Raw genomic sequence first — 22,083 nt, forward strand, 5'->3', positions numbered from 1 at the left:
CCCTTCGGATGAACCCCTCCGCCGCCGCACGCGATTCACTTGACGCTGAGTGCCGTGCCGGCACGGCGGACACGTGTCGCCGTGTCCGGTCACGGTGCGCAGCGCCTTCGTAACCATCAGCAGGCGGCACCCGTTGGAGGGAGCATGGGCTTCACGATCGGCGCCATCGGCGGTCTCAACGGAATCCGGGAGTTCTCCCAGCTGCGCCCGGGTGCCCGGCGTCGCAGCCGCGCCTCGGCCGCCACAGCCGTCGCCGAGTACACGGGCCTGTGGGGCTGGCCGGTGGTTCCCGGCGCCCGCGCCGTCCGTACGGCGGGCGGCCGCACGGAATGCTCGTGCGGCGCCCGGGCCTGCCCCTCGCCCGGAGCGCACCCTCTCGACGCCTCCCTGGAGGTGCCCGCGGGCGCCACGCTCGACGAGGCGGGGCAGGCCTGGGCGCAGGTACCGGGTGCGGCCCTGCTGCTGCCGACCGGCCGCGTGTTCGACGTGATCGACGTCCCGGCGCCCGCCGGGCACTGCGCACTCGTACGGCTGGAGCGGATGGGCCTGCCGCTCGGCCCGGTGGCGCTCGCGCCCCACGGCCGTGCCTGGTTCATCGTCGCCCCCGGCGCCGCCGCCGAACTCCCCGAACTCCTCTACCGCATGGGATGGGACGACGCACAGCTCGACCTGCGCGGCTGCGGCGAGGGCGAGTACATCACGGCGCCGCCCTCCGACCTCGGCGGGCTCGGGCCGGTGCGCTGGCTGCGCCCGCCGGCTCCGCAGGCGGCGGTCCGTCCACCGCAGGCACGACTGCTGCTGGGCACGCTGGCCTACGTATGCCACCGCTCGGCGGCCTCCTGACCGCGGGAGCGGTCACAAGCGCGCCCCGTCCCATCTGCACCGTGGGGCGGGGCGCTTGCCCCTGCGGGCCTCTCCGGCCGCGGCAGGACTCCGGTGTGTCCCCGTACGGACGCGCCGCTGCCGCCGGACCGGCGGGTGAAGCCGGTCCGGCAGGGCCGTAAGCCGGCCCCCGGCGCGTGCCGGGTCACTCCCTGCCGATCAGGGCGTCGACGAAGGCGCCCGGCTCGAACGGCGCCAGGTCGTCCGCGCCCTCACCGAGTCCGACCAGCTTCACCGGTACGCCCAGCTCGCGCTGTACCGCGACGACGATGCCGCCCTTCGCGGTGCCGTCCAGCTTGGTCAGCACGATGCCGGTGATGTCCACGACCTCGGAGAAGACCCGGGCCTGCACCAGTCCGTTCTGACCCGTGGTGGCATCCAGCACGAGCAGCACCTCGTCGACCGGGCCCTGCTTCTCGACGACGCGCTTGACCTTGCCCAGTTCGTCCATCAGACCGGTCTTGGTGTGCAGCCGGCCCGCGGTGTCGACGAGTACGACGTCGGCGCCCTCCTCGGTGCCCTCCTTGACCGCTTCGAAGGCCACGGAGGCCGGGTCGCCGCCCTCGGGTCCGCGTACGGTGCGGGCGCCGACGCGCTGCCCCCACGTCTGCAGCTGGTCGGCGGCGGCGGCCCGGAAGGTGTCGGCCGCGCCGAGGACCACCGACCTGCCGTCCGCGACGAGCACCCGGGCGAGCTTCCCGGTGGTGGTGGTCTTCCCCGTGCCGTTCACGCCGACGACCAGCACGACGCCCGGCCGGTCGACCGCGCCCCGCGTCTCGGTGTGCACCGTACGGTCCAGATCGGGGCCGACCAGGGTGAGCAGCTCTTCGCGCAGCAGGGCGCGCAGCTCCTCGGTCGTACGGGTGCCGAGCACCCGTACGCGCTCCCGGAGCCGCTCGACGAGCTCCTGTGTGGGTGTGACGCCGACGTCCGCGGTCAGCAGCGTGTCCTCGATCTCCTCCCAGGTGTCCTCGTCCAGGTGCTCGCGCGAGAGCAGCGTGAGGAGGCCCTTGCCCAGGGAGTTCTGTGAGCGGGAGAGGCGGGAGCGCAGCCGTACGAGCCGCCCTGCCGACGGCTCGGGGGTCTCGATCGGGGGTTCGGCGGGGGCGGGTGCCGCCGGTGCCTCCGCGGCCGGCAGACCGACCTCCTCGATCGTTCTGCGCGGCGCTTCGGGGGCGCCCTCGGCCTCCTCCCCCACGTGCGGTTCGGCGGGCGGCGCCGTGGTGGTCCCGGACGGGGCGGACTTCGCGGCGGTCGTGGCCTTCTTCCTGCGACCGCTGACGACGAGTCCGCTGATCGCGCCCAGCACGACCACGGCGATGACTGCGACAAGGATGACGATTTCCATAGCCCGTCCAGTATCCGCCACCGTCAACCGTGCACCGGCACGCCTCCCGGGTGACGGCGGGCCGCGCGTGCCCGGCGGGCGCCGCCCCCAGCGGCCGCTGCCCCGGTCGGGGTTCCGAACCGGGGCAGCGACCGTGCAGAGGAGTGGGCGGCGGGGTCGGTCAGCCCATCTCCTCCAACGCCTTGCCCTTCGGTTCCGGCACCCACTTGAGCAGGAACGGGATCGAGAGCAGGGCGAAGGCCGTGTAGATGACGTACGTGCCCGAGAGGTTCCAGTCCGACAGGCTCGGGAAGGTCGCGGTGATGGTCCAGTTGGCGACCCACTGGGCTGCCGCGGCGATACCGAGGGCGGCGGCGCGGATCCTGTTCGGGAAGATCTCGCCGAGGAGCACCCAGACGACCACGCCCCAGGACAGCGCGAAGAACAGGGTGAAGGTGTGGGCGCCGATCAGCGCCACGGTGCCTTCGGTGTCCGGCAGGGAGACGTTGTCGCCCGACCCCGTACGGGCGGAGAAGGCCCAGGCGACGAGCGCGAGGGAGAGGGCCATGCCCACCGAGCCGACGAGGCCGAGCGGCTTCCGGCCGATCCTGTCGACCAGGGCCATGGCGATGACGGTGCCGATGATGTTCACGATCGAGGTCGTGAAGGAGTAGAAGAACGAACTCGCGGGGTCGATGCCGACGGACTGCCACAGCGTCGAGGAGTAGTAGAAGACCACGTTGATGCCGACGAGCTGCTGGAAGACCGACAGCCCGATGCCGACCCAGACGATCGGCAGGAACCCGAAGCGCCCGCCGAGCAGGTCCTTGAACGTGGACTTGTGCTCGCTGTGCATCTGGTGCTCGATCTCGCCGACGCGGGTGTCGATCGCGTCGTGTTCTCCCTCGACGCTGCTGAGCACCGTCCGGGCCTTCTCGCGCTCCCCGATGGAGATGAGGTAGCGCGGCGACTCAGGGATGACGAAGGAGAGCAGGAAGTAGGCGACCGCCGGGACCACTTCGATGCCGAGCATCCACTGCCAGGCTTCCAGGCCCGCGATCTCGCCGCGCTGGTCGCCGTCGGCGGCGGTGAGGATGCCGTAGTTGACGAGCTGTGACATGGCGATGCCCAGGACGATCGCGCCCTGCTGGAATGAGGCGAGCCGGCCCCGGTAGGCCGGAGGGGAGACCTCGGCGATGTAGGCGGGGCCGATCACCGAGGCCATGCCGATGGCGACACCGCCGACCACCCGCCACAGGGCCAGGTCCCAGACGGTGAAGGGCAGTGCCGAGCCGATGGCGCTCGCCGTGAAGAGCACGGCGGCTGTCTGCATGACGCGTATTCGGCCGATACGGTCGGCGGCCCGGCCCGCGATGGTCGCACCTATCGCGCTGCCGATCAGTGCGGCGGCGATCACCTGGGCGAGGAGGGCCGAACCGATCTCGAAGCGTCCGCGCACCGCCTCGACCGCTCCGTTGATCACTGAGCTGTCGTAGCCGAAGAGGAAGCCGCCCATCGCGGCGGCCGCCGCGATGAAGACGACACGTCCTAGCGGGGCCGACCGGTCGCCCGGTGTGGTCGCTGCCTGTGGAGTGCTGGTCACGATCTCTCCTGCGCTGCCCGGAGCCACAGCCGGGTTCGGGGTCTTCTCGCCTCCGGGCGCGGCTGTAGCGCACCAGGGGGCACGCGCCACGACTTGAAGGTAAAAGTGACGTTGCAGAGACTATGACTTTAAGTTTCTAAGTCAATACCTCGGCGGGAATCGTGATCCAGCGACAGCCGAGTCCCGGATGTTCAAGGTGTGAAGGATTGGTGGGCCGATCTCAACTCAGGCGCTGACTGATGACCTTGGAGACCCCGTCACCCTGCATCGATACGCCGTAGAGGGCGTCGCCGACCTCCATCGTCCGCTTCTGGTGCGTGATCACGATCAGCTGGGAGCTGTCCTTGAGCTCCTCCATGATCCTGATCAGCCGCTGCAGGTTGGTGTCGTCGAGCGCCGCCTCCACCTCGTCCATCACGTAGAACGGGCTCGGCCGCGCCTTGAAGATCGACACCAGCAGCGCCACCGCCGTGAGGGACCTCTCACCGCCGGAGAGCAGTGAGAGCCGCTTGACCTTCTTGCCCGGAGGCCGCGCCTCGACATCGACGCCGGTGGCGAGCATGTTGTCCGGGTCGGTCAGCACCAGACGCCCCTCACCGCCCGGGAAGAGCCGTGAGAAGACGCCCTCGAACTCGCGCGCGGTGTCGTGGTACGCCTCCGTGAAGACCTGCTCGACCCGCTCGTCGACCTCCTTGACGACCTGCAGCAGATCGGCACGGGTCTTCTTCAGGTCCTCCAGCTGCTCACTGAGGAACTGGTGCCGCTCCTCCAGGGCGGCGAACTCCTCCAGCGCCAGCGGGTTGATCTTCCCCAGCTTCTGGTAGGCGCGTTCGGCCGCCTTCAGCCGCTTCTCCTGCTCGGCGCGCACGAAGGGCACCGGCTTGTTGCGCGGGTGCTCGGGGTCCTCCGGAAGCTCCTCACCCTCAGCGGGCGGCGACGGCGGTACGAGCTGGCCGGGACCGTAGTCGCGGATCAGCCCCGCCGGCTCGACGCCCAGCTCCTCCAGCGCCTTGGTCTCCAGCTGCTCCACCCGCATGCGCTTCTCGGCGCCCAGCACCTCGCCGCGGTGCATCGAGTCGGTCAGCTTGTCCAGCTCGTCCTTCAGCTCCCGTCCCTCGTTGCGCTCGGCGACCAGGGCACGCTCACGCTCGTTCTTCGCCCGCTCCGCCGTCTCGCGCTCCTGCTCGGCACGGCCCAGCGACGCCTCGACGTGGGCCAGGAGCTGACGTGTGCCGGACGCCACCGCACCCGCCACCTCTGCCTCGTGCCGCATGCGGGCCCGCCGCTGCTCCGCGCGCGCCCGCGCCTCACGCTCGGCACGCGCCCCACGGTCGAGTGAATCCGCCCGGCCCGCCAGGGACTTGACCCTCTCCTCATGGGTACGGACCTGGAGGCGTGCCTCCATCTCCGTCTGCCGTGCGTTGGCGCCGTCGGCGGAGAGCCGGTCCCGCAGGGAGGTGTCCGGCTCGTCGTCGGCGTCCTCCTGTGCCTCCTCCGCGACCGCCAGCCGCTCGGCCAGCTCCTCGGCCTCCTCGGTCGCCCGTACGAGAGCCGCCTCGGCCTTGGCCACGGCGGCGGCGGTCCGCTCGGCCTCGCCGGCCGCGCCGCGTGCCTGCCCGCCCAGGGTGCCCAGCCGCCCGGCGATCTGCGACTTCTCCTTGTCCGCCGCGCTGCGCCGCTTCCCCAACTCCTCGACCCGGGCTGCGCACTCGCGCCGCCGCTCCCTGGCCCGCTCCTGCTCCCCGCTCAGCGCGGTGTGCCGGGAGGCCATCTCCTCCAGCTCCGCCGCGGCCTCGTCCACGGCGGCCTGCGCCTCCAGGAGGCTGGGCGCGCCGGCGGAGCCGCCCTGTGCGAAGTGGGTGCCGAGCACGTCACCCTCCGCGGTCACGGCGACGGCGCCCGGCCGGGAAGTGACCGTCTGCTCGGCGTCCTCCAGGGTCTCCACGACGACCACGTCCCGCAGCAGCGTGCGAACCGCCGTCATCAGGGCGTCCGGGCCCCTCACCAGATCCGCCGCAGACTGCGGGACGCCCGGGGCGCGCGGCGCGGGGTCCGCAGCTCCCGCCGGCGGGGCCCCGCCGGCCTCGGCAGCGGCACCGGCACCGGCACCGGCACCGGACGAGCCCAGCAGCAGAGCGGCACGCCCCGCGTCGTGCTTGCGCAGCAGACGCAGCGCGTCGGCGGCCGCCGAGGCGTCGGCGACGGCCACGGAGTCGGCCGCCGCTCCGAGAGCGGCGGCGACCGGTACCTCGAACCCCTGTGTCACGGTGAGCAGTTCGGCCGCGGGCCCGAGGATGCCGGTGAGTCTGTCGGTGGCGGCGAGCAGCGCACCCGTACCGTCCTTGCGACGCAGCCCCAGTGCCAGGGCATCGTGCCGGGCGGAGGTGGCGGCACGCTCGCGCTCCACCGTGGTGACGGCCTCGCGGGCGGCGTTCAGCGCCGTCTCCGCGCCCGCCAGGTCCCGCTTGGCGGTCTCGTGCTGCTCGGCCAGCTCCGTGTCACCGGCGTCCAGCCCTTCGACCTCGCCCTGGAGCGTCTCGTACTCCTGCTGGGCCGCCGCGGCGCGCTCCTGTGCCTCGTCACGGGCGGCCGTCAGCCGGTCGATCTCGGACTGGGCCGAGGACGCCCGGCTGCGTGCCGCATTGACCTGACCGTTCAGCCGGGCAAGGCCCTCGCGGCGGTCGGCGATGGCGCGGGCGACGTCCTTGAGGCGGCGCTCCTCGTCCTGGAGCTGCCGCTCCAGCTCCGCCCGGTGCGCCACGGTGTCGTCCAGCGCCCTCTCGGCCGCCTCCAGCGCGGCCTCCAGCTCGGCCTCCTGCTCCCGGACGCGGGCCGCCTCGCGCTCCATCTCGTCCGGGTCGCGTCCGCGGCGCTCCTCTACGGGGCCGGCCTCGGCGTGCTGTACGCGCTGGTCGGCCAGCCCGATCGTGCCGCGGACCCGCTCCGCGAGCTGCGAGAGCTCGTACCAGGTCTGCTGGGCGCGTTCCAGGCGCGGCGTCAGCGTCCGTACCTGCTGCTCCAGGTCGGCCTCACGGCGCAGCGCCTCCTTCAGCCGCGCCTCGACCTCCTCCTTGCGCTCCTTCAGCGCGGCCTCGTCGGCGACCTCCGTCCTCAGAGCCTCCCGCAGCGCGGTGAGGTCGTCGGCGAGCAGCCTGAGCCGGGCGTCGCGCAGGTCCGCCTGGATGACCTGCGCCCTGCGCGCGACGGCTGCCTGACGGCCCAGCGGCTTGAGCTGACGCCTCAACTCGTCGGTCAGGTCCTGTACGCGGGCCAGGTTGGCCTGCATCGCGTCCAGCTTCCGCAGCGCCTTCTCCTTGCGCTTGCGGTGCTTGAGGACCCCCGCTGCCTCCTCGATGAAGGCGCGGCGCCCCATGGGGTCTGCGTGCAGAACGCCGTCGAGCTGGCCCTGGCCGACGATGACGTGCATCTCGCGCCCGATACCGGAGTCGGACAGCAGCTCCTGGATGTCCAGCAGCCGGCAGGTGTCTCCGTTGAGCTGGTACTCGCTGCCCCCGTTGCGGAACATGATCCGCGTGATGGTGACTTCGGAGTAGTCGATCGGCAGTGCGCCGTCGTTGTTGTTGATGGTGAGGGAGACCTCGGCGCGGCCGAGCGGCGGACGGCCGGTCGTACCGGCGAAGATGACGTCCTCCATCTTGCCGCCGCGCAGCGACTTGGCGCCCTGCTCCCCCATCACCCACGACAGGGCGTCCACGACGTTGGACTTGCCGGAGCCGTTGGGACCGACGACGCAGGTGATGCCGGGCTCGAAGCGCAGCGTCGTGGCGGAGGCGAAGGACTTGAATCCCCGCAGTGTCAGGCTCTTGAGGTGCACGCCGTCGGACTCTAGTCCACTTGCCGCCCTCGCCCCTCCCGGACCGCCCATGCAGCGCGCCGAAGTCCCGGTGGTCCGTTTCGGTTTCACCCGGGAAGGTGGAGGGCACATCAGTCGGTAAGCGCAGCGCCCGACAGTCAACAGCACACGCGGTGGCGGAGGGGAAGACCACCCGAAAACAACGAAGGGACGCCGAAGCGTCCCTCGCAGAATGATGAAACGGCAGGCTGTACGCCGAACCGGCCCTGAAGACAGGTCAGGTCAGCGCAGGCTCCGCCTGGTGCATGTCGATGTCGATGCTCTCGAGCATCGAGTCCTGGTGCCGTGCGGCGGCGGACAGAGCGTCGTTCTCGGCCTGCATCCGTACCAGTTCGGATTCCAGGTCCTGTACACGCTGCTGCAGCCGTCGCATCTCGGAGAGGACTCGGGGGTCGGAGCCGCCGACGTAACCGAGAAGCGCCTTTGCCATGATGGATGGTCCTCCACACTGAGTGACCAACCCCAGTGGTGTTGGTCGTGAGGGAAAATTCGCGCCCGCCTGTACCACTTCTGAACTTATTTTCCGGGCCAAAGAGCCCGGCTGCGGGGGACTTCAAGCTTCTCACCAAAAGGTTTGACGGTCAACACGATCACACCCCGCAGCCCTGGGCGGCCCTGACTCGACGGCGCTCGATCACCGGAGGCGGCAGCCCGCGGGGGGCTTGAAGATCAATTCCAACCACTCGTGGCGTGAGCCTTCCACGGCGCGCCGCGAATGGCAACCGCTTTGGATCATCGAATTGCGAAGCTCGCGTAGCCGCCACGGGGCCGGTGCCATATCTCCGTGACACCGTCGACCTGCCCGGGCGTGTCGCCGGCACGGAGCCAGTCCAGGAGCTGTTCGCACTCGTACCGCCTTCCCTCGGCCACCACTTGGACCCGCCCGTCCCCGAGGTTGACCACGAAGCCGTCCAGGCCGCCTATGCGCAGAGCGGCCGCGCGCGTGAACCAGCGGAACCCGACGCCCTGTACGCGCCCGCGCACCCATGCCGTCATCCGCACACCGGCATCCGCGCCGCCCGGGGTACCCGGGTTAGCACCAACCTCACACATGTGGCGCACGCTATAGGGACATTTCCCCGGAGGGCACATGCGCCCCGTGTGTCATCCAGTAAAGTCCCGCCCAGCGAGCTTCACTCGAACGGGGGAAGCCGAGAAAGCCGAAGACATGTGAGGACTTGAGAGATGGGCCGTCACAGACGCGTATCCCAAGCTCCCGAGCCCGTCGTCACCTATTCCTATGACGTCGGACCGAGGCAGCGGGTCTCGCACCGCAGACCGACCCCCCCACCATCAGCCAGGGGCGGCGGTTTTTCGGCGCGGGCGGGACTTCTGGGAGCGTCGGCGGCGATGGCCATGGGTGCAGTGGCCGTCGCTTCCACAGTCGTTCCGCAGCCCGGTGGTGGCTCGGGCACGCAGTACAGCGACAGGGTCGATGCCGGAGGGCCTCCCGAGGACTCGGCCGACCTTCCCACCGTGCCCTCCCCCTCGGGAGGGTCGGAGTCTCCCGGCGGAGGCGGCCAGGGGAACGAGGAAGGCGAGAACGTGCCTCCCGACCCGTCGGAGACACCCGAGCCGCCGCAGGACCCCGGCTCCCAGCAGCCGGACCCCGGCGGCGGCAACGAGGGCGGAGGCGGCAGCACGCAGCCCTCCGACCCCGGCAAGGGGAACGGGAACGGCGAGGGCAACGGGAACGGAGGCGGCTCCGGAGGCGGCCAGGGCTCCGGCGGCGGGAGTTCCCGTCCGTCGAGCCCGACGGCCATCGCCGAGGCCGAAGTGCTGGAACTGGTCAACGAGGAGCGCCGCGACGCCGGCTGCCGTTCCGTCAAGGCGGATTCCGATCTGGCCGACCTGGCGGGCGAATTCAGCAAGGACATGGCGACCCAGGGCTTCTTCAGCCACCTGTCCCCCGACGGCGCGGACCCCTGGGACCGGGCCGAGGACGCGGGCATTCTCGAACTCGGCGGCGAGAACATCGCCCGTGGGCAGGCCGACGCCGAGGCCGTGATGGAGGCATGGATGGACAGCCCGGGGCACAGGGCCAACATCCTCAACTGCGAGTACCAGACCCTCGGTGTCGGGGCGTACCTCTCCGGCAACGACGGACCCTGGTGGACGCAGAACTTCGGCTACTGATGTCCGCAGGTCAGGGCAGTGCCCTGACCTGCGGGCCGTACCGGGGACGGCATGTCTCACATCGGCGTGCCCGGACGCTCTCCGTACTCACTCCGAGTTCGGGGCTCTCCCCCGTTTCCACTCCGGGCGACGGCTCGTGAACGTCGACCGAGCCGTCCCGGGAGGCAGTTGCGCCGCACCGCCAGCTACTCGAAGAGCGCCCACGGGTGTCCGTGGGCGCTCTTCGGCGTTTCCGCTCCGGTGTCCTGCCCCCAGCGGGTACGTGCCGAGGCCCGGCGGCTCCCTGCCGGCGGGTCACGTCTGTCGCGGCCGCCCCGGCGCCACGGTTCCTGCCCGCCCCGGCGCGACGGGTGCGGCGGCCGGAGCACGCCCCGCCCGCGGCGCGGGCTGGCACTTCGGGCAGAAGTAGCTGGAGCGGTTCATCCAGGGCCGGCGGCGCATGAGAGTGCCGCACCGGCGGCAGGGCTCGTCCGCGCGGCCGTAGGCGTCCAGGGAACGCTCGAAGTAGCCGGATTCGCCGTTGACGTTCACATAGAGGCTGTCGAAGCTGGTGCCGCCCGCGGCCAGCGCCGCGTGCATGACGTCACGGATATGGCCGAGCAGCTCGGCGGTGCGGGGCCGGGTCAGTGTCGCGGTCGGCCGCTCGTAGTGCAGCCTGGCCCGCCACAGCGCCTCGTCGGCGTAGATGTTGCCGACCCCGCTGATCAGCGACTGGTCCAGCAGGGCGCGCTTGACCGTCGTACGGCGCCTGCGGAGCGCCGCGTGGAAGGCCGCCTCGTCGAAGGCGGGGTCGAGCGGGTCGCGGGCGATATGGGCGATCACGTCGGGGAGGGTGTCGCCCTCGTCGGGACGCCCTGCCCGCGTGGCGGCGTCACGGACGGGCGTCTCGGGGTGCAGCGAGAGACCGCCGAAAGTGCGCTGGTCGACGAAGCGCAGCTCGCCCGCCTGCGGGTCCTCGAAGGTGATCCGGACCCGCAGATGCTTCTCGTCAAAGGCGCCCTCCGGCTGGACGAGGAGCTGGCCGCTCATGCCCAGGTGGGCCAGCACGCAGAAGCCGGGGTCGAGGGGCAGCCACAGATATTTGCCGCGGCGCCGCGCCGGACCGAAGCGGTGACCGCGCAGCCGGTCCGCGAAGTCCGCCGCGCCTGCCGCGTGGCGCCGTACGGCCCGGGGGTGCAGCACCTCGGCGCCGGCGATCGTACGGCCGCTCGCCCAGCGCTCCAGCCCCCGGCGCACCACTTCGACCTCGGGCAGCTCGGGCACGGTCCCTCCTCACTGGAGCGGGCGCGAAGGAGCGGGTGCGCGCCCGGTACGTACGAGCCCCGCAGAGCCCGTCCCCGTCGGGGCGGCCCCTGCGGGGTCGGTGATGCGGTTGCCCTCGGTCGCGGTGGCTCAGGCGCCCGGCGTGGACGCCTTGGCGTCCGGCGGGGACGCGGATTCGTCCGCCGCCGCGCGGATGGCCCGCCAGGCCGTCTCCGCCGCCTGCTGCTCCGCTTCCTTCTTGCTGCGGCCGGTGCCGGTGCCGTACGCGACACCACCGACGCGGGCAGCAGCCGTGAAGATCTTCTCGTGGTCGGGACCGGTCTCGGTGACCGCGTACTCCGGGACACCCAGGCCCTCGGCGGCCGTGAGCTCCTGGAGGCTGGTCTTCCAGTCCAGGCCGGCTCCGAGGTTCGAGGAGTGCTCGATCAGGGGATCGAAGAGCCGGTGGATGAGCTCTCCGGCGGCATCGAGGCCCTGGTCGAGGTAGACCGCGCCGATCACGGCCTCCAGGGTGTCGGCCAGGATCGATGCCTTGTCACGGCCTCCGGTGCCCTCCTCGCCCCGGCCGAGCCGGATGAAGGCGCCCAGTTCCAGGCCGCGGGCGACGCCGGCGAGGGCACGCGAGTTGACCACGGCGGCGCGCAGCTTGGCGAGCTGGCCCTCGGGGAGGTCGGGGTGGAGACGGTAGAGCGTATCGGTGACGACCAGTCCGAGAACGGAGTCGCCGAGGAACTCGAGACGTTCGTTGGTGGGCAGCCCGCCGTTCTCGTACGCGTACGAGCGGTGCGTCAGCGCACGCACCAGAAGGGCGGACTCGAGCCCATAGCCGAGCCGCCCTTCCAGAAGTGCGTGGGACGAGGCCGCATCCACCAGATCCGCCGCGCGTGCCGCCGGTTCGCTCCCGTCGCGACGGTCGCTTCCAGGGGTTCGGGCGTCTGACATGAAGCCTGTCACCAGCCGATCAGACCTCGAGGACCTGACGCTTGTTGTAGGTGCCGCAGTTCGGGCACGCGATGTGCTGCTGCTTCGGTTCCTGGCAGCGCTCGCACTTCACCAGGGTCGGGACCGCAGCCTTCCACTGCGACCGGCGGTGGCGCGTGTTGCTGCGCGACATCTTCCGCTTCGGAACAGCCACGGCTACTTCTCCTGTGAGTCGTCCCCGGAATCCCGGGGCGTGTCCTTCTCGCCGTCCGTCATGGTCTCGGCGAGTCCCTGCAGTGCCGCCCAACGGATGTCGACGGCGTCTTCGTGTTCGTGTTCCGGGTCGTCGGCCAGCCGTGCCCCGCACAGGGAGCACAGGCCGGGGCAGTCGTCCCGGCACACCGGCTGCAGCGGCAGTGACAGCACCACCGCGTCCCGCAGCACGGGTTCGAGGTCGAAATAGTCGCCCTCGAGGGAGGAGGTCTCCTCCTCCTCGGCGTCGTCACCGGTCTCCGCACCAGGGCGGCTCCGGTCGTCGGCGTCGGGGTAGGAGAACAGCTCCTGGAAATCCGCCTCGCTTTGCTGCTCCAGCGGCTCCAGACACCTTACGCACTCCCCCTTGAGCGGTGCACGGGCGGTGCCGGTGACGAGCACACCCTCCATGACCGACTCCAGGCGGAGCTCGATGTCGATCGTCGCGTCGTCCGGCACCCCGATGAACTCGACACCGAGCTTTCCGGGGGACGGCACCGTGCGGGAGAGCTGCTTCATCGCGCCAGGACGACGCCCCAGTTCCCGTGTGTCGAACACGAGAGGGGCACGGGGGTCGAGGCGGGCGTTCAGGGCTTCCTGCTTTCTACGGTGGGGCATTGCCGCCCGGCCGGGAACTCCGGGCAGCAGTCATCGCCGACATGCGCGTGACCGAAGAGCCACAATACTGGACCGACCCGGCGGCGACCCAATCGAGTCTCAGCCGCCCTGGCCGTACCCCTGCCCGTAACGCGCCTCGTACTCGCGCACCTGCTCCAGGTCGATCATGCTCGTGTCGAAGAAGCTGGTCTCCTCCAGCTGGGCCTGGGCCTGGGCCTGGGCCTGGGCCTCGGGCGGGGCCTGCTGTCCGTAGGAGTGCTGCGGGAGCTGCCCCTGCTGGTACGCGTAGTACGGGTCGGGCTGCTGCTGGCCGTAGTAGGCGTACTGCTGCTGTTGGTACGCGTAGGCGTCCTGCCCGGCGTAGTACGCCTCCTGCTGCTGGGCGGCGTACGGGTCGGCCCCCGCGACAGCCGGCTGGTAGCCGGGCTGCTGCTCGGGGACGGCAGCGACGGCGGGCTGGGCCGCGTGGCCGGAACCGCCGTGCTGGGGGGTTTGGCCGATCGCGGCCAGGTCTGCCATGTAGTCGGCGTCGCTGGCCTGGCGGCCCTGCGCCGCGGCGGCGTCCTGGGCGGCCATGTGGGCTCCCAGTTCGTCGGCGGGCCGGTTGCCGAGAAGTTTGGTGCGGCCCCTGCCGACGGCTTCGAGGGTCTTGGTGAGCACTGCCGCGACGGAGCCGAGGCGGGCGTCGACGTAGTTGTCGGCCCGCTCCCGCAGCTCCCGGGGGTCGGTGGAGCGCTCGGGCGCGTCCTCGGCGTACTCCTCGTTCCACTCCTCGGAGCCGGGGCCGCTGCCGAGCAGCTTCTCGCGGCCGCGCTCGACGGAACCGATCGTCTTGCTGAGCACGACCTCGAAGTTGGCGAGCTTGCTGTCGACGTAGTCGTCGGCCTCAGCGCGGATCTCCGCCGCCTCCTGCCGGGCCCCCGCCAGCAGCTGCTCCGCCTCGGCCTGTGCCTGGCGTACGACCTCCGTGCCGGAGACCAGCGAACCGCGCTCCGCGTGCCCGGATTCGATGATGCGCTGCGCCTCGGCCTGCGCCTCGGCGACCATCTGCTCACGGCCGCCGAGAAGTTGCTCGGCCTGGGCGAGGGAGCCGGGCAGCGCGTCGCGCACTTCCTGGAGCATGGCGAGCAGTTCGGCTCGGTTCACCACGCATGAGGCCGACATGGGCATCGAGCGCGCGCTGTCCACGGCCGTCACGATCTCGTCGAGTTTCTGCTGAACGTCCACGGAAGTGACTGTACGGCCACAGGCACCGAAGTCGACAGCCGATGCCCCGGGCCCGCCCGCCCGGCGGGGGTTCAGGGCTTGGCGAGCCGCTCGGCCAGAGCGCGCCGCACCGGCTCGGGAACCAGGTGCGAGACGTCGCCGCCCCAGGTGGCGACCTCCTTGACCAGGCTGGAGGAGAGGAAGCTGTGGGTGGGGTTGGTCGGCACGAAGAGCGTCTCCACGCCGGTGAGGCCGTTGTTCATCTGGGCCATCTGCAGCTCGTAGTCGAAGTCCGAGACGGCGCGCAGGCCCTTGACGATCGCGGGGATGTCGCGGTCCTTGCAGAAGTCGACGAGCAGGCCGTGGAAGGCCTCCACGCGGACATTGCCGAAGCCCGCGGTCACCTCATGGATGAGGTCTATCCGCTCGTCGACCGAGAAGAGTCCCTGCTTGGAGTTGTTGATCATCACGGCCACGTAGACCGAGTCGTAGAGCTTGGAGGCACGGCCGATGATGTCGAGGTGTCCATTGGTGACGGGATCGAAAGATCCCGGACAGACTGCGCGACGCACTGGTGTTTCCTCGCTCTCCGGACGATCGGGGGCCGGTGCGGCGTCCCCGGTGGAGGTCAACATGACTCGGGAGTAACTCCGTTGGCAGCGGCGCGACCGTACCAGAGCGTCCCTTCGCCGTAACGCCGCGACCGGAGCCCCTCGAAGCCGCCGGGCCAGCGGAATTCACCGCCCCTGGTGCTTCGTTCCACCGTGGCGAGGGCTTCGTCCGCCAGCCAGTCACCTGACCGGAGTGTGAGCAGGATCTCCCGCACCTGCTCGTCGGCCAGGGCGTAGGGCGGGTCGAGGAAGACCAGGTCGTAGGGGGCGTCCGGAGCGGGGCCGGAGACGGTCTGCTCAGCCTTGGCATGCCGGACCTCCGCGCCGGGCAGCCCCAGCTCACGGACGTTCTGCCGGATCGTGCGGGCGGCCCGCGCGTCCGACTCGACAAGCAGTACGTGCGCCGCTCCGCGCGAGAGCGCCTCCAGGCCGACCGCGCCCGAGCCGCCGTACAGGTCGAGCACGCGGGTTCCCCGCCATGCCGCCGCGCCGCCCAACTGGGCCTCCCAGCTGGAGAACATGCCCTCGCGCGCGCGGTCGGAGGTGGGCCGGGTGCCCTGGCCCGGCGGCACGGTCAGCCGCCTGCCGCCGACGGCGCCTGCGATCACGCGGGTCATGGTGCGAAGCCCTTCGTCCAGTCGTGGCGTGCCGGAGGGGCGGCCGGGTCCCGGGGCCCCGTTCACCGGCGTCTCTCCGGGATCGAGGATCGCACGGCGGCGGCGGGGACGCGCGGTTCAGCCCTTGTCGAGGTAGTCCTCGCGCTCCTGGTCCAGCAGGGCTGCCAGCGCCGTACGCAGCTCCGGCTGGCGCTCAAGCTCCGGGTCGTCGGCGACGAGGGCGGTCGCCGCCCCGCGGGCGGCCTCGATGATCTCCTCGTCCTCGATCACCGCGAGCATCTTCAGCGACGACCGCACGCCCGACTGCGCCTGGCCCAGCACGTCCCCCTCGCGGCGCTGCTCCAGGTCGATGCGGGAGAGCTCGAAGCCGTCCAGGGTGCCGGCGACGGCCTCCAGACGGGCGCGCGCCGGCCCCGCCCCGGGCGCTTCGGTGACCAGCAGGCACAGGCCGGCGGCCGCACCGCGGCCGACGCGTCCGCGCAGCTGGTGGAGCTGGGAGACGCCGAACCGGTCGGCGTCCATGATGACCATGACGGTGGCGTTGGGGACGTTGACCCCGACCTCGATGACGGTCGTGGCCACCAGGACGTCGAGCTCTCCCCCGGCGAAGCGGCGCATCACCTCGTCCTTGGCCTCGGGCTGCATACGTCCGTGCAGGGCCGCCACACGCAGGCCGGCCAGCGGGCCCTCGCCCAGTTCCGCCGCGATGTCGAGGACGGCGAGCGGCGGACGCTTGTCGGCGTCCTCCGCCGTCCCGTCCGCCGTACCGTCCGCGGCCCGCTCCGCCGCGGTCTCCCGCGCCGCCGCCTCCTCGTCCGCGGCGTCGGGCCGCTGTCCTGCCCTGCCCTTGGCCTTCCCCTTCGAATGCGAAGGGGGCTGCTCCTCGTCACCGATGCGCGGGCAGACGACGTACGTCTGGTGCCCGGCCTCCGTCTCCTCCCTTACGCGCTCCCACGTACGGGTGAGGAAGTGCGGCTTGTCCCGGACGGGCACCACGTGGCTGGCGATGGGCGAGCGCCCTGCCGGGAGCTGGTCGAGCACCGAGGTCTCCAGATCGCCGAAGACCGTCATGGCGACGGTGCGCGGAATGGGCGTCGCCGTCATCACCAGCAGGTGCGGCGGCTGGGTTCCCTTGGAGCGCAGCGCGTCGCGCTGCTCGACGCCGAAGCGGTGCTGCTCGTCGACGACGACGAGGCCGAGGTCGTGGAAGCGGACCTTGTCCTCGATGAGGGCGTGCGTGCCGATGACGATGCCGGCCTCGCCGGTGGTCAGGTCCAGCAGGGCCTGCCTGCGGGCGGCCGCGCCCATGGAGCCGGTGAGCAGCACGACCTTCGTGCCCTGTTCGGCTCCGCCGAGCATGCCGCCCTCGGCCAGTTCGCCCATCATCTCCGTGACCGAGCGGTGGTGCTGCTGGGCGAGGACCTCTGTCGGGGCGAGAAGGGCCGCCTGGCCCCCGCTGTCGACGACGGTCAGCATCGCGCGCAGCGCGACCATGGTGTTGTGCGTGACGGTGAAGTTGTCCGTGACGTAGGCACGGTCGGGATGGCGCACGCTGATGCACTGCGCCGGTCTGCGTCCCACGTACTCCACGGCGCGGATGCGGCGGGTGGGCACGGGGTGCTCGCCGCCCGCCCCGGAGCCGCTCTCCGGGCGGAACGGCCCGTGCTGCGGCGGGAGATGGACGCGGACGCCGAAGGTGCCCTCCGGGGAGGCGCAGGTACGCGCGTGGCCCCCGACGGAGCGCGCGAGCCAGGCGGCGTCGTCCACGAGCGGCGCCGACGCCGAACGGAAGATGATGCCCTGCCGCGGGTCGTCCCCCGCCTCACCGCGCGCGTCCAGGAGTCCCTGGAGCACCGCGAGCCTGTTCTTGACGGAGTTCTCCAGGTACGGGCGCGGTACGTGGCCGGCGTCGCGGGAGGCGAGGCCCAGGCCCGTCCCGTAGGGGTCCTCGGGTACGTCCGCGGGGGCGCCCAGGTCCACGGGGACGGCTTCGGGGAGGCACCACTTCGGTGAACCGTCGGGTGCGGTGAGGTCGTTCCTGATCTCCCTCGTGGTCAGCACCTGAGGGTCCGCCCCGCGTGCGCCGCCCTCCCGCGAGGCCCCGCCCCCGCCGCCGAGCGAGGGCGGAGCGTCGCCGGTGCCCACCAGCCACAGATGTTCGTCGTCGCACTCGACGGTGCTGCCGTCGGTGAGTTCCAGCCGCCACACCTCGCGCTCCCCCTGGGGGAAGACGCCCTCGACGACGGCCGGCTCCCCCGAGGGGGTGATCACTTCGTCGCCGACGCCGATCGTCCCCATCGGCCGGAAGCCCGCGGGGGTGAGCACGAGCGCGTCCAGCGGCTGGGCCTTGCCGGACCCCACCTCGCCCTGCAGCAGCCGGTGCATGGGGTGTTCGGCCGCGAGGCCGTCGAAGATCTCGCGGCTGACGTGGCGCTGGCCCTCGGTGAGGGTGAAGGGCAGCTTCGCGTCGAAGGCGTCCAGCAGGCCGCCCTCGACCGGGACGCGTGCCAGGGCGGGCAGCTGGGTGTCGGCGAGGCGGCGGCGGGCGAGGGCGACCTGGAGGACGAACGCCTCGTCCCACTTCAGGCGGTCCCGCGCCTCGGCGACGTCGGCCTTGGTGCGCGGCCTGTGCACCTTCTCGAACGCGTCGGACAGCGGGATCAGCCGGCGCTCCTCGCGGACGCCGGACGGAAGGGGGTCGGCGAGCCCGTCCCAGCGCGTGGCCTCCATGGAGGCCAGCACCATCTGCACGGCTTTCGCGATCTTCCAGGAGGCCATCTGCGCGACGGCCGGATAGATCGGCATCAGCCTGTTGGCGAAGGCGTCGACGTCCTCCTCGTCGCTGCCGGTACCGAGGAGTTCGTACTGCGGATGCGCGAGCTGCAGGCGGCGGTTGAAGACGCCCACCTTGCCCGCAAACATCGCACGGCGGCCCGGCTGGAGATCCTTCTGCGGCTTGAAGATGCCGCGCCCGAAGAAGACGAGCTGCAACTGGCCGCTGCCGTCGGTGAGTACGACTTCGAGGCGCTGGCCCCTGCCCCGGTTGAACTTGTGGACGGCCGACTTGGCGACCTGGGCGAAGACGGTCACGTGCTCGTCCAGCGGCAGATCCGCGAGCCGTGTGAGCCGGCCCCGTTCCTCGTAGCGCCGGGGGTAGTGGTGGAGGAGGTCACCGACCGTGTGCAGGTCGAGGTGTTCGGCCATCACTTTCGCGGTGTTGCCGCCGAGGATCTTCTTCAGTGGTTCATCGAGCGCGGGCACGTCCCCCATTGCACACCATGGCGGTGACAGGACCGGGGTATTGCGGCACCCCGGCCGTTCCCCACGGACGGCCGCGCCCGGACGGCCACGGCGTCACTCGACGCCGATCAGCAGCGGCGAGCCGCTCTGCCGTCCCTCGTGGACGACGGTGTCGACGGCGAGATGGCCGCTTCGCACCTGCTCCTCCAGGCGGGCCGCCAGGCCCTCCGGCGCCGCCTCGCCGAGCACCAGCGTGACCATCTCCCCGCCCGCGGCGAGCATCCGCTCCAGCACCTCGGCTGCCGTACGGGGCACGTCGGAACCGATCACGGCGACGTCACCCTCCACCAGTCCGAGGACGTCACCGGCCTGGCAGACGCCCGCCGTCGTCCAGGAACGGCGTTCGGCGACGGTCACCTCGCCGTAGCGGGTGGCTCCGGCCGCGGCCGTCATGGAGACGACGTCGTCGTCGAAGGGGCGCCGCGGATCGTGCACGGCGAGGGCGGCTATGCCCTGCACGGCGGCGCGGGTGGGGACGACGGCGACGCGTATGCCCGGTCCGCCGGTGCGGGCCTCCTCGGCGGCGCGTGCCGCGCACGCGTGCAGTTCGGCGTCGTTGGGCAGCAGCACGACCTCCGCGGCGCCGCAGGCGCGGACGGCCGCGGGCAGCGCCTCGCCGCCGACGGCTTCCCCGGCCCGTACGACCACGGCACCCGCTTCCGCGCACAGCGCGGCGAGACCGTCTCCGTGCACGACGGCGACGACGGCGCGCCCTTCGGAGGGCGCGGGGACGGCGGGCGCGGGGGCCGAGGGCGCGGGGGCCGAGGGCGCGGCGGGGTACGTGGCACTCTCCGGCCCGCAGGAGGCGCGGGGCTCTCCCCGTGCGAGGTGGCTGATGCGGATGCGGTGGGGCCGTCCCGCTGTGACGCCCGCCTCGACGGCCGCACCGGCGTCGTCCACGTGCACGTGCACGCTCCACAGTCCGTCGCCGCCGCCGACGACGAGGGAGTCACCCAGCCCGTCGAGCCGTTCGCGCAGGACGGTCACCGCCGCCTCGTCCGCGTCCAGGAGATACATCACCTCGAACGCGGGGTCCCCGTCGGGCGGCTCCTGCCCGCCCGTACCGTCCTCCGCCGGCCCGGTCGGCAGCCGCACGAGCGGACGGTGCTCCCGCGCGGCGCCGGAGTCCGCGTCCGGACCCGGGCCCGGGCCCGCGAGCACACGGGCCAGCGCGCCGAGCACCGCGACGAGACCGCTGCCCCCGGCATCGACGACCCCGGCCAGACGGAGTGCTTCAAGCTGTCCGGTCGTCTCCGACAGCGCGGTGACGGCGCCCTGGTGTGCCTCGCGTGCCACCTCCGCGGCGCCGTCGGCCGCTCCGCCCTCCGCCGCCGGTGTCCCCTGCCCGGCCGACCCGGCCGACCCGGCGGTGCCGGCCGCCGCACGCTCGGCGGAGTCGGCCGCGGCCCTCGCGACGGTGAGCATCGTCCCCTCAACGGGCCGGGCCACGGCCTCGTACGCGGACTGCGCGGCACGCCGCAGCGCGGCGGCCAGCAGCCGCCCGTCACGTGCGGGTCCGGACCCGTCGCCCGCTCCGCCCCGGCCCGGGTCCGACTCCGCCTCCCCGTACGCCTCCGCCATGCCGCGCAGCAACTGGGCCAGGATCGTGCCGGAGTTGCCGCACGCGCCGAGCAGCGCCCCGCGCGCCAGGGCCCGCAGCTCCGGTGACGCGGGACCCGGCGTCTGCGCTCCGGGGCCGAGGCCGCGCGCCGCGGCGTCCAGGGTGCGCAGGAGGTTGGTGCCGGTGTCGCCGTCGGCGACGGGGAAGACGTTGATCGCGTCGATCTCCTCGCGGCCCTCGCCGAGCACCTCCAGGGCGAGCGAGATCCATGCCCGTACCGCGGCGGAGTCGAACGGGTGCGGCACGTGAGGACCTCCTGCGGGCTGTGACGTGGGCGGTTCCCGAGGGCTGGGGGAGAGCGGACGCGGGAACGCGCGTGGCACCGTGCTTGTTCCCCGGCCGCCCCGGGACACTCGCGGTGGAGCCCGGCTCCTGAGCTGGTTTCACTGTTCAAGAGCGGGCGTTGTATGCTGCTCCGGTTGCCTGATGAGTATCGGGCTCATGTCCTCCCTGGCAGTGCCGGTCTTTCACTGTGCCTGCGTCTCGCCCGGGATTTTCCGTACGTGCATCTGAAGTCTTTGGAGTGACCCGTGGCTGCCAACTGCGACGTCTGCGGCAAGGGGCCCAGCTTCGGCAACAGCATTTCCCACTCGCACCGCCGCACCCCGCGCCGCTGGAACCCGAACATCCAGCGCGTGCGTGCCGTGGTCAACGGGACGCCGAAGCGCCTCAACGCCTGCACCTCGTGCATCAAGGCCGGCAAGGTCTCGCGCTGACGTAACGCAGCGCGGCCACCTCGCTGGCTGCTGTCACAGCCGGTCCGTCCAGCGACGGGCCGGCTTTGTGCGTGCCCCCACGCGCACACGTCCGGCGGGAGCGCGCACGCGGGGCCCCTCAGCCGCCCTGCTCCGCCTGCCTCCTCAGCCGGCCCCCTCAGAGCCCCTCCGCACGCTCGCGCCGCCGCAGGTTCCAGGCGTGGTCCACGGGGCCCAGCCCGGTCCCCAGCGGAAATCCCGCCTCGATCGCTCCCGTGACGTATGCCTTCGCCCCGGCCGCTGCCTCCGGCACGGTCCGCCCCCGTGCCAGCAGCGCCGCCAGCGCGCTGGCGAGCGTGCAGCCGGTGCCGTGCGTGTGCCGGTTGTCGTGACGGGCGGCGCGCAGCCAGTGCTCCTCGTCGCCGTCCGTGAGCAGGTCGACGGCCTCGCCGAGGAGCGGCCGTGCCGACCCGGCAGACCCTGCGGGCCCCGAAGGCCCCGAAGCCTCCGAAGCCGGCAAAGCCCCCGCGGGCAGGTGCCCGCCCTTGATCAGCGCCCACTTCGGCCCGTGGGCGAGCATGGCCGCCGCTGCTTCCCGCATGCCGGCCTCGTCGGTGACGCGTACGCCCGTGAGCTGGGTGACCTCGTTCAGGTTGGGTGTGACGACGGTCGCCGTCGGCAGCAGCTTGGTGCGGACGGAGTCCACGGCCTCCTGCGCGAGCAGGGAGTCGCCGTGCTTGGAGACACCCACCGGGTCGACGACGACGGGCGCTCCCGACCCGGCCAGCAGCCCGGCCACCGTCTCGACCAGTTCCGCCGACGCCAGCATGCCGGTCTTGACCGCCTGTACGCCGATGTCGTCGACGACGCTGCGGAACTGGGCGCGTACCGCCTCCGCCGGAAGCTCCCAATAGCCCTGCACGCCGACGGAATTCTGCGCGGTGACGGCGGCGACGACGCTCATGCCGTGGGTGCCCAGCGCCAGCATCGTCTTCAGGTCCGCCTGGATGCCCGCGCCGCCACCGGAGTCGGAACCGGCGACGGTCAGCACCCTGGCGGGCGCGGACGGCGCGGTGCCGCCGGCCCTGGGCCCGGGGGCGTGCTGTCCGGAGTGCGGGTCGTGTTCGGGCGGGGGCGGTGTGTCCATGCCCAGACAG

At 72.1% G+C, this 22,083-nt stretch carries 18 protein-coding genes; 3 read left to right on the plus strand and 15 right to left on the minus strand.

Features of this window, described 5'->3' with window-relative positions:
- Nucleotides 1-144 precede the first annotated feature (144 nt).
- Nucleotides 145-843, plus strand: a complete 699-nt coding sequence (locus tag H343_RS0125280) for a bifunctional DNA primase/polymerase (protein ID WP_028433397.1) — start codon at nucleotides 145-147, stop codon at nucleotides 841-843.
- Between the two features lie 184 nt (nucleotides 844-1,027).
- Here H343_RS0125280 and ftsY read toward each other — a convergent pair whose 3' ends face one another.
- The 5 genes from ftsY to H343_RS0125305 all read right to left on the minus strand — a co-directional run bounded on the left by ftsY (nucleotide 1,028) and on the right by H343_RS0125305 (nucleotide 8,682).
- Nucleotides 1,028-2,230, minus strand: coding sequence for a signal recognition particle-docking protein FtsY (gene ftsY, locus H343_RS0125285; protein WP_028433398.1), 1,203 nt, complete (start codon nucleotides 2,228-2,230; stop codon nucleotides 1,028-1,030).
- 160 nt (nucleotides 2,231-2,390) lie between these two features.
- The gene (locus H343_RS0125290) at nucleotides 2,391-3,812 is read right to left on the minus strand and encodes a sugar porter family MFS transporter (protein WP_028433399.1); all 1,422 of its coding nucleotides are present in this window, start codon (nucleotides 3,810-3,812) and stop codon (nucleotides 2,391-2,393) included.
- A gap of 220 nt (nucleotides 3,813-4,032) precedes the next feature.
- Nucleotides 4,033-7,647: a chromosome segregation protein SMC gene (gene smc, locus H343_RS0125295; protein WP_028433400.1), complete on the minus strand. Its 3,615-nt coding sequence runs from the start codon at nucleotides 7,645-7,647 to the stop codon at nucleotides 4,033-4,035.
- Between the two features lie 256 nt (nucleotides 7,648-7,903).
- Nucleotides 7,904-8,116 (minus strand): hypothetical protein, encoded by a 213-nt coding sequence (locus H343_RS0125300; protein WP_028433401.1) that lies wholly within the window; start codon nucleotides 8,114-8,116, stop codon nucleotides 7,904-7,906.
- A gap of 302 nt (nucleotides 8,117-8,418) precedes the next feature.
- On the minus strand, nucleotides 8,419-8,682 hold the full coding sequence (locus H343_RS0125305; RefSeq protein ID WP_028433402.1) for an acylphosphatase: 264 nt from the start codon (nucleotides 8,680-8,682) through the stop codon (nucleotides 8,419-8,421).
- A 354-nt stretch (nucleotides 8,683-9,036) separates the two neighbouring features.
- Between H343_RS0125305 and H343_RS0125310 the strand changes: the two genes are divergently transcribed.
- Nucleotides 9,037-9,822 carry a CAP domain-containing protein gene (locus H343_RS0125310; protein WP_037905106.1) on the plus strand — a complete coding sequence of 262 codons (786 nt, stop codon included), beginning with the start codon at nucleotides 9,037-9,039 and terminating at the stop codon, nucleotides 9,820-9,822.
- Nucleotides 9,823-10,116: 294 nt separating this feature from the next.
- On the opposite strand, the gene mutM is transcribed toward H343_RS0125310, so the two are convergent.
- The 9 genes from mutM to H343_RS0125355 all read right to left on the minus strand — a co-directional run bounded on the left by mutM (nucleotide 10,117) and on the right by H343_RS0125355 (nucleotide 20,476).
- Nucleotides 10,117-11,085 (minus strand): bifunctional DNA-formamidopyrimidine glycosylase/DNA-(apurinic or apyrimidinic site) lyase, encoded by a 969-nt coding sequence (gene mutM / locus H343_RS32835; protein ID WP_051266016.1) that lies wholly within the window; start codon nucleotides 11,083-11,085, stop codon nucleotides 10,117-10,119.
- Nucleotides 11,086-11,214: 129 nt separating this feature from the next.
- Nucleotides 11,215-12,027 carry a ribonuclease III gene (gene rnc / locus H343_RS0125320; protein WP_078506099.1) on the minus strand — a complete coding sequence of 271 codons (813 nt, stop codon included), beginning with the start codon at nucleotides 12,025-12,027 and terminating at the stop codon, nucleotides 11,215-11,217.
- 19 nt (nucleotides 12,028-12,046) lie between these two features.
- Complete coding sequence (gene rpmF / locus H343_RS0125325; protein WP_028433405.1) at nucleotides 12,047-12,220, minus strand: 50S ribosomal protein L32; 174 nt, start codon at nucleotides 12,218-12,220, stop codon at nucleotides 12,047-12,049.
- Between the two features lie 2 nt (nucleotides 12,221-12,222).
- Entirely contained in the window at nucleotides 12,223-12,876 is a 654-nt protein-coding gene (locus H343_RS0125330) for a DUF177 domain-containing protein (protein WP_078506100.1), read from the minus strand.
- A gap of 99 nt (nucleotides 12,877-12,975) precedes the next feature.
- On the minus strand, nucleotides 12,976-14,103 hold the full coding sequence (locus H343_RS0125335; protein WP_028433407.1) for a hypothetical protein: 1,128 nt from the start codon (nucleotides 14,101-14,103) through the stop codon (nucleotides 12,976-12,978).
- Between the two features lie 71 nt (nucleotides 14,104-14,174).
- Nucleotides 14,175-14,654, minus strand: coding sequence for a pantetheine-phosphate adenylyltransferase (coaD, locus tag H343_RS0125340; RefSeq protein ID WP_028433408.1), 480 nt, complete (start codon nucleotides 14,652-14,654; stop codon nucleotides 14,175-14,177).
- Between the two features lie 56 nt (nucleotides 14,655-14,710).
- Nucleotides 14,711-15,310: a 16S rRNA (guanine(966)-N(2))-methyltransferase RsmD gene (gene rsmD / locus H343_RS0125345; RefSeq protein WP_028433409.1), complete on the minus strand. Its 600-nt coding sequence runs from the start codon at nucleotides 15,308-15,310 to the stop codon at nucleotides 14,711-14,713.
- A gap of 117 nt (nucleotides 15,311-15,427) precedes the next feature.
- Nucleotides 15,428-18,580, minus strand: coding sequence for a helicase-related protein (locus H343_RS0125350; protein ID WP_028433410.1), 3,153 nt, complete (start codon nucleotides 18,578-18,580; stop codon nucleotides 15,428-15,430).
- 84 nt (nucleotides 18,581-18,664) lie between these two features.
- The gene (locus H343_RS0125355; protein ID WP_028433411.1) at nucleotides 18,665-20,476 is read right to left on the minus strand and encodes a DAK2 domain-containing protein; all 1,812 of its coding nucleotides are present in this window, start codon (nucleotides 20,474-20,476) and stop codon (nucleotides 18,665-18,667) included.
- A 285-nt stretch (nucleotides 20,477-20,761) separates the two neighbouring features.
- On the opposite strand from H343_RS0125355, the gene rpmB reads away from it, so the two are divergent.
- Nucleotides 20,762-20,947, plus strand: a complete 186-nt coding sequence (rpmB, locus tag H343_RS0125360) for a 50S ribosomal protein L28 (protein WP_028433412.1) — start codon at nucleotides 20,762-20,764, stop codon at nucleotides 20,945-20,947.
- Nucleotides 20,948-21,104: 157 nt separating this feature from the next.
- Here rpmB and thiD read toward each other — a convergent pair whose 3' ends face one another.
- Nucleotides 21,105-22,073 (minus strand): bifunctional hydroxymethylpyrimidine kinase/phosphomethylpyrimidine kinase, encoded by a 969-nt coding sequence (thiD, locus tag H343_RS0125365; RefSeq protein ID WP_078506102.1) that lies wholly within the window; start codon nucleotides 22,071-22,073, stop codon nucleotides 21,105-21,107.
- Between the last annotated feature and the right edge of the window lie 10 nt (nucleotides 22,074-22,083).

It is taken from the genome of Streptomyces sp. TAA204 (assembly GCF_000424965.1).